The organism is Roseateles sp. (genome assembly GCF_052436255.1).
Taxonomy (GTDB): domain Bacteria; phylum Pseudomonadota; class Gammaproteobacteria; order Burkholderiales; family Burkholderiaceae_C; genus Pelomonas.
The window spans coordinates 1-6,527 of record NZ_JBQVNP010000207.1 but is presented as its reverse complement, the minus strand read 5'-3'; the positions used below and the strand labels follow the sequence as shown (position 1 = coordinate 6,527).

At 68.2% G+C, this 6,527-nt stretch carries 10 protein-coding genes; 9 read left to right on the top strand and 1 reads right to left on the bottom strand.

Translation table 11 applies throughout. From position 1 onward, the window contains the following. The 9 genes from ACT6S0_RS25635 to ACT6S0_RS25595 all read left to right on the top strand — a co-directional run. Positions 1 to 593 (top strand): HAD-IC family P-type ATPase (locus ACT6S0_RS25635; protein WP_444766563.1); only part of this gene is annotated, 593 nt, incomplete at its 5' end. After that, on the top strand, positions 593 to 742 hold the full coding sequence (ccoS, locus tag ACT6S0_RS25630) for a cbb3-type cytochrome oxidase assembly protein CcoS (protein ID WP_444766562.1): 150 nt from the start codon (positions 593 to 595) through the stop codon (positions 740 to 742). The genes ACT6S0_RS25635 and ccoS, both read left to right, overlap by 1 nt. Before the next feature lie 46 nt (positions 743 to 788). Next, entirely contained in the window at positions 789 to 2,234 is a 1,446-nt protein-coding gene (gene ccoN / locus ACT6S0_RS25625; RefSeq protein ID WP_444766561.1) for a cytochrome-c oxidase, cbb3-type subunit I, read from the top strand. A gap of 172 nt (positions 2,235 to 2,406) precedes the next feature. Beyond that, positions 2,407 to 3,066, top strand: a complete 660-nt coding sequence (gene ccoO / locus ACT6S0_RS25620; protein ID WP_444766560.1) for a cytochrome-c oxidase, cbb3-type subunit II — start codon at positions 2,407 to 2,409, stop codon at positions 3,064 to 3,066. Next, complete coding sequence (locus ACT6S0_RS25615) at positions 3,053 to 3,184, top strand: cbb3-type cytochrome oxidase subunit 3 (protein ID WP_156392400.1); 132 nt, start codon at positions 3,053 to 3,055, stop codon at positions 3,182 to 3,184. The genes ccoO and ACT6S0_RS25615 overlap by 14 nt, the downstream gene beginning before the upstream one ends. Further along, complete coding sequence (gene ccoP / locus ACT6S0_RS25610; RefSeq protein WP_444766559.1) at positions 3,181 to 4,074, top strand: cytochrome-c oxidase, cbb3-type subunit III; 894 nt, start codon at positions 3,181 to 3,183, stop codon at positions 4,072 to 4,074. Before ACT6S0_RS25615 ends, ccoP begins: the two co-directional genes overlap by 4 nt. Beyond that, entirely contained in the window at positions 4,074 to 5,462 is a 1,389-nt protein-coding gene (gene ccoG / locus ACT6S0_RS25605; protein ID WP_444766558.1) for a cytochrome c oxidase accessory protein CcoG, read from the top strand. The genes ccoP and ccoG overlap by 1 nt, the downstream gene beginning before the upstream one ends. Before the next feature lie 16 nt (positions 5,463 to 5,478). After that, positions 5,479 to 5,706: a hypothetical protein gene (locus ACT6S0_RS25600; protein ID WP_444766557.1), complete on the top strand. Its 228-nt coding sequence runs from the start codon at positions 5,479 to 5,481 to the stop codon at positions 5,704 to 5,706. Then, positions 5,703 to 5,996 (top strand): hypothetical protein, encoded by a 294-nt coding sequence (locus ACT6S0_RS25595; RefSeq protein WP_444766556.1) that lies wholly within the window; start codon positions 5,703 to 5,705, stop codon positions 5,994 to 5,996. Before ACT6S0_RS25600 ends, ACT6S0_RS25595 begins: the two co-directional genes overlap by 4 nt. Here ACT6S0_RS25595 and ACT6S0_RS25590 read toward each other — a convergent pair. Further along, positions 5,938 to 6,527, bottom strand: a 590-nt coding sequence (locus ACT6S0_RS25590) for an NAD(P)/FAD-dependent oxidoreductase (protein ID WP_444766555.1), incomplete at its 5' end; no start/stop codon positions are given. The genes ACT6S0_RS25595 and ACT6S0_RS25590 overlap by 59 nt on opposite strands.

Sequence of the window (6,527 nt, the reverse complement as noted above, 5' to 3'; positions counted from 1 at the left end):
GCCCCGACCCGGCCGCGCGGCTGGCATTCGGTCCCGATGGCTGCGGCGACTGCGTGCTGTGGCTGGACCTGGCCGAGGCACCGCGCGCCGATGCGGCCGAGGCCGTCGCCGCGCTGCACGCGCAAGGCCAACAGGTGCGGCTGTTGTCGGGCGACCAGCCCGCCACCGTCGCGCACATGGCCGCGCAGCTGGGTATCGCGCACTGGCAGGCCGGTGCCACGCCCGGGTCCAAGCTCGCCGCCGTGCGCGGCTGGCAGGCGGCCGGCGAGCGCGTGCTGATGGTGGGCGACGGCATCAACGACGCACCGGTGCTGGCCGCGGCCGATGTGCGCATCGCGATGGGGCAGGGCGCGATGCTGGCGCGCAGCGCGGCAGACGCGCTGCTGGTGTCCAACCGCCTGATGGCGCTGCCGCTGGCGCTGGCGCAGAAGACGCGCCGCGTGCTGCGCCAGAACCTGGCCTGGGCGGCGCTCTACAACGCCGCCTGCGTGCCGCTGGCGCTGGCGGGATGGCTGCCGCCGCTGGCTGCGGGGATCGGCATGGCGGCCAGCTCGCTCTTCGTGGTCCTCAACGCCCAACGCCTGAACCGCTGATGGACATCCTCTACCTCCTCATCCCGTTCTCGGTCGTGCTGGTGCTGTTCATCGTGGCGGTGTTCGGCTGGGCTGTGAACGATGGCCAGCTCGATGGCTTCGATCGGGAGGCCGAACGCATCCTGCTTGACCAGGATCAAGACGCCTGAGGCGCCCCCCTAGAAGAATCGTTCGCATCAGACTGGAGGAGTCGCGATGGCGAATGAAAGTGGCCCGGGCCAGCCGGGGATGACATACGACGACGGGCCAGTGCGGGCATTCGCGCTGGCCGCCGTGCTCTGGGGGGTGGTGGGTATGGCTGTGGGCGTCTTCATCGCCGCACAGCTGGCTTGGCCGGAGCTGAATTTCGGCATCTCATGGTTGAGTTATGGGCGCCTGCGGCCGCTGCACACCAACGCCGTGATCTTCGCCTTCGGCGGCTGCACGCTGATGGCCACCAGCTACCACGTCGTGCAGCGCACCGGCCAGACGCGCCTGTTCGCGCCGATGCTGGCCTGGTTCCACTTCTGGTCGTGGCAGGCGGTCATCGTGGCCGCGGCCGTCACGCTGCCATTGGGCATCACGCGCGGCAAGGAGTATGCGGAGCTGGAGTGGCCCATCGCGCTGTTGATCGCCGTATCGTGGATCGCCTACGCCATCGTCTTCTTCGGCACGGTGGGGCGTCGCAAGATCCGCCACATCTACGTGGCCAACTGGTTCTTCGGTGCCTTCATCCTGGCTGTGGCGCTGCTGCACATCGTCAACGCTGCGGTGCTGCCGGTCAGCTTCTGGAAGAGTTACTCCGCCTATGCCGGCGTGCAGGACGCGATGGTGCAGTGGTGGTATGGCCATAACGCGGTCGGCTTCTTCCTGACCGCGGGCTTCCTCGGGATGATGTACTACTACATCCCCAAGCAGGCCGAGCGCCCGGTCTACAGCTACCGGCTGTCCATCGTCCACTTCTGGGCGCTGATCTTCACCTACATGTGGGCGGGGCCGCACCACCTGCACTACACGGCGCTGCCGGACTGGGCGCAGAGCGTGGGCATGATCTTCAGCCTGGTGCTGCTGGCGCCGAGCTGGGGCGGCATGATCAATGGCGTCATGACGCTGTCGGGCGCCTGGCACAAGCTGCGCGACGACCCCATCCTGAAGTTCCTCATCGTCTCGCTGTCCTTCTACGGCATGGCCACCTTCGAGGGGCCGATGATGTCGATCAAGACGGTCAACGCGCTGTCGCACTACACCGACTGGACCGTGGGCCATGTCCACGCCGGTGCCTTGGGCTGGGTTGGTCTGATCTCGATGGGATCGCTCTACCACCTGATCCCGCGCATGTACGGCCGCACGCAGATGCACTCCAAGAGCGCGATCGAGCTGCACTTCTGGATTGCCACCATCGGCATCGTGCTCTACATCGCCGCGATGTGGATCGCCGGCGTCATGCAGGGCCTGATGTGGCGCGCGGTCAACCCCGACGGCACGCTGGTCTACACCTTCGTCGAAAGCGTCAAGGCCACCTGGCCGTTCTATGTGACGCGCCTGCTGGGCGGGCTGCTCTACCTGGCCGGCATGCTGGTGATGGTGTGGAACGTGGTCAAGACGGTGCAGGCGGGCAAGCCCGAGCGCGTGCGCATCCCGCAAGTGCTGGCACACGCCTGAAGGACATGCAGCCCCTCGCCCAACGCCTACGTCGGCCGGTCCTGCAGACCGCGCCGCGTCATGAGCCTCGGCTCTTCGGCACGCACATCGCCCAACGCGGGCCGGCTTGGGAGCGGCCCGGCGCCCGGGCCCGCAACTTTCAAGCGCCGCTATGCGCGGCGGAGCAACTGACATGAGTACCCACAAGTCCGAAAAGTTCACCGGCCACCAGCGCATCGAGACCAGCAACCTGCTGATGATCGTGCTGGTGCTGGCCACCGTCTTCGTCGGCGGCTTCGTCGAGATCGTGCCGCTGTTCTTCCAGCGCTCGACCACGCAGGCGGCGCCCGGGCTCAAGCCCTACACGGCGCTGCAGATCGCGGGCCGCGATGTCTATGTGCGCGAGGGTTGCTACAACTGCCACTCGCAGATGATCCGCCCGCTGCTGGCCGAGACGCTGCGCTACGGCGAGTACTCGAAGGCCGGCGAGTTCGTCTACGACCGACCCTTCCAGTGGGGCAGCAAACGCACCGGACCCGACCTGCACCGCGTCGGCGGCAAGTACAGCGACGACTGGCACCGCATCCACCTGATCAATCCGCGTGACCTGGTGCCGGAGTCCAACATGCCGTCCTATCCCTGGCTGGCTACCACGTCCGTCGATGCCGCCGCGCTGCCGGCCAAGATGAGTGCGTTGCGCATGCTGGGCGCGCCCTACAGCGACGCCGAGATCAAGGACGCGGCGCAGGCCGCCACCGGCAAGACCGAGATGGATGCACTCATCGCCTATCTGCAGGTGCTGGGCACGGCCGCAGCAACGGCGAAGAAGGAGGCCTCCAGTGGGAGTCAATGAACTGCGCGTGGCCGTGACCCTGGTGTCGCTGGCCGTCTTCATCGGCATCGTCGTGTGGGCCTGGCGCGGCCACTTCGACGCGGCGGCCGAGCTGCCCTTGCAAGGGGATGATCAATGAGCGACTTTTTCAACGAGGGCTGGTCGATCTTCGTGGCCGCGGCCACGGTGCTCGGGTTGGTGGCCTGCATCGTGCTGCTCGTCATCGCCAGCCGGCGCCAGCCCGCTGCGGCCGACAACACCACCGGCCACGTCTGGGACGAAGACCTGCGCGAGCTGAACAACCCGCTGCCGTTGTGGTGGATGGGCCTGTTCGTGCTGACGGTCGTGTTCGCCGGCTTCTACCTGGCCCTCTACCCGGGCCTGGGCAGCGTGGCTGGTTCGCTGGGCTGGTCGAGCACCGCCGAGCATGGCGCCGACGTGGCCCAGGCGCGCGCTGCCATGGCGCCGGTCTATGCCGGCTTTGCCGGGCAGCCGCCCGAGCAACTCGCCAAGGACCCCAAGGCGCATGCCATCGGCGAGCGCCTGTTCGCCAACAACTGTGCCACCTGCCATGGCTCGGACGCCAAGGGCTCCAAGGGCTTCCCCAACCTGGCCGACAAGGACTGGCTGTGGGGCGGCAGCTTCGAATCCATCAGCGAGACCATCACACTGGGCCGCCAGGGCAATATGCCGCCGATGGCTGCGGCGGTGGGCAGCAGCGAAGACGTGCGCAACCTCGCCCACTACGTGCTGTCGCTGTCGGGGAGCCCGCACAACTCGTTGTATGCGCAACTCGGCAAGCCCAAGTTCAGCGCCTGCGCGGCCTGCCACGGTGTTGGCGGCAGGGGCAATGCCGCGCTGGGCGCACCCAACCTGGCCGACAAGGTCTGGCTGCACGGCTGGGGTGAGGGCGCCGTCGTCGCCATGATCAATGGCGGCAAGCACAACCAGATGCCGGCCCATGGCGAACGCCTCTCGCCCGAGCAGATCCGCGTGCTGGCGGCCTATGTCTGGGGCCTGTCGCAGTAATGGATTCCGAAGCCGTCATCCGCCTCTACAAGTCGGAAGACAAGATCCACCCGCGCAGCGTGCGTGGGCGCTTCACCAACCTGCGTTGGGCCCTCGTGGCCCTGACCCAGCTGGTGTTCTACGGGCTGCCCTGGCTGAGCTGGGGCGACCGGCCCGCCGTGCTGTTCGACCTGGCCGCGCGGCGCTTCTACGTGTTCGGCTTCGTGCTGTATCCGCAGGACTTCGTCTACCTGACGGCCCTGCTGCTGATGTCGGCCTATGCGCTGTTCCTGTTCACGGCCGTGGCTGGGCGCGTGTGGTGCGGCTATGCCTGCCCGCAAACCGTCTACACCGAACTCTTCGTGCTCATCGAGCGCTGGTTCGAGGGCGACCGCAACGCGCGCCTGAAGCTCGACAAGGCGCCCTGGTCGCTGAACAAGCTGTGGCGCAAGGGCGGCAAACAGTTGGGCTGGATCGCGCTGGCGTTGTTCACCGGCTTCAGCTTCGTCGGCTACTTCACGCCCATCCGCGATCTGCTGGGCCTCTCCCTCGGGCCCTGGGAAGCCTTCTGGGTGCTGTTCTACGGCTTCGCCACCTACGGCAACGCCGGCTTCATGCGCGAGCAGGTCTGCAAGTACATGTGCCCCTATGCGCGCTTCCAGAGTGCGATGTTCGATCACGACACCCTCATCGTCGGCTACGACCCCGCCCGCGGCGAGCCGCGCGGCAACAACGCGTTGCGCAAGAAGAAGAGCGAGGCACGCAGCCAGGCCGTGGGCGACTGCATCGACTGCGGCCTGTGCGTGCAGGTCTGCCCCACCGGCATCGACATCCGCAAGGGCCTGCAGTACGAATGCATCAGCTGCGCCGCCTGCATCGACGTCTGCGACGGTGTGATGGACAAGATGGCCACGCCGCGCGGCCTGATCCGCTACGACACCGAGAACGGCATGGCGGGACAGCTCACTGCCGCGCAGCGCTGGCGCCGCATTCTGCGTCCGCGCGTGCTGATCTACGGCGGCATCCTGCTCGGCCTGAGCACGGCCGTGCTGTACAGCCTCGTGAGCCGGCACGACTTCCGCGTCGACATCGTGCGCGACCGCGCCACGCTGGCTCGACAGGTCGAGGACGGCTGGATCGAGAACCTCTACCGCCTGCAGCTGATGAACGCCACCGAGGCGCCGCAACAGCTCAGCATCGACGCCGACGGCCTGGCCGGCCTGCAGCTCAGCCGTGCCACCAGCATCACGCTGGGCCCGGCCGAGGCGCGCTGGGTGACCGTCGCGCTGCGCATGCCGCCCCAGGCCGCCCAGCAGCTCAAGCCTGGTGCCCAACCCATCCGCTGGATCGTGCGCAGTGCCGCCGGCGACAGCGTCGCTGAAAAGTCCACTTTTGTCGTTCCGCGGTGACGCGGCAGGAGACCTCATGTCGAGCCCCACACCCCTGGCCACTCCCTCTTCCGCCTGGCGCGAGCCCATGGTCTGGCTCGTCGTGTCCGGCCCGGTTGCCGTCGTCCTCGCCAGCATCGTCACCGTGACCCTGGCCATCCGCCATCCCGACCCGCCGCTCGTGACACGAGGAGCCGACGCCGCGCCCGCCCAGGCAGCGCGCAACCATGCTGCCACCGGCGTGGTGCCGGGAGCCATAAGATGACAGCCGCCCCGGGGCCGTCGCGCATCGTGCGCTATGCGATGGCGGTCGCCTGGTCGTCGTTCCTGTCGGCCGGGGTGCTGGAGGCACTGGTCTTCGCCGTCGTCGACCCGCACGAGCTGCGCTGGTTCGGCGCCGCACCGGTGGAGCTGTCGGCTGAAGCCCTCTATACCTTGAGCTTCCTGATCTTCTGGGGCGTCGTCGCGCTCGGCGCCAGCCTGGCGCTGGCGCTGGTCAATCTGCCCGCGGACGAGCCGAAACCTCAGCGAGGTTCGCCGGGCTGGCCTCGCTGAGCCCGGCACCCGTCACGACCCGCGCGTTGCGGTCATGCGTCCAGTAGGCCCAGGCCCAGTCGACCAGCACGACGAAGCGGTTGCGAAAGCCGATCAGGAACCAGACGTGGGCGAACAGCCAGAACAGCCAGGCGAAATAGCCTGAGAAGCGCAGCTGCCCCGCCGGCGTGTCCAGGTCGACGACGGCGCTGTTGCGGCCGATGGTGGCCAGGTTGCCGTAGTCCGTATATCGGAAGGCCTGTGTGGCCTCGCCGCGCAGGCGGCGCCGGATGTTGGCCGCGGCGCAGCGGCCCATCTGCTTGGCGCCGGGTGATACGCCCGGCACTGGCCGGGGCTCGTGGCCCGGCTTGTGGCTCTGCGCGGCGGCCAGGTCGCCGATGACCTGGATGTTGGCGTGGCCCTTCAGGCTCAGGTCGGGTTCGACAACAACGCGGCCGGCGCGGTCCAGCGCGCAGCCGGTCGCCTCGGCCAGCGCCCGGCCCAGCGGCGAGGCCGCTACGCCGGCCGCCCAGACGACGCAGCGGCTGCGCA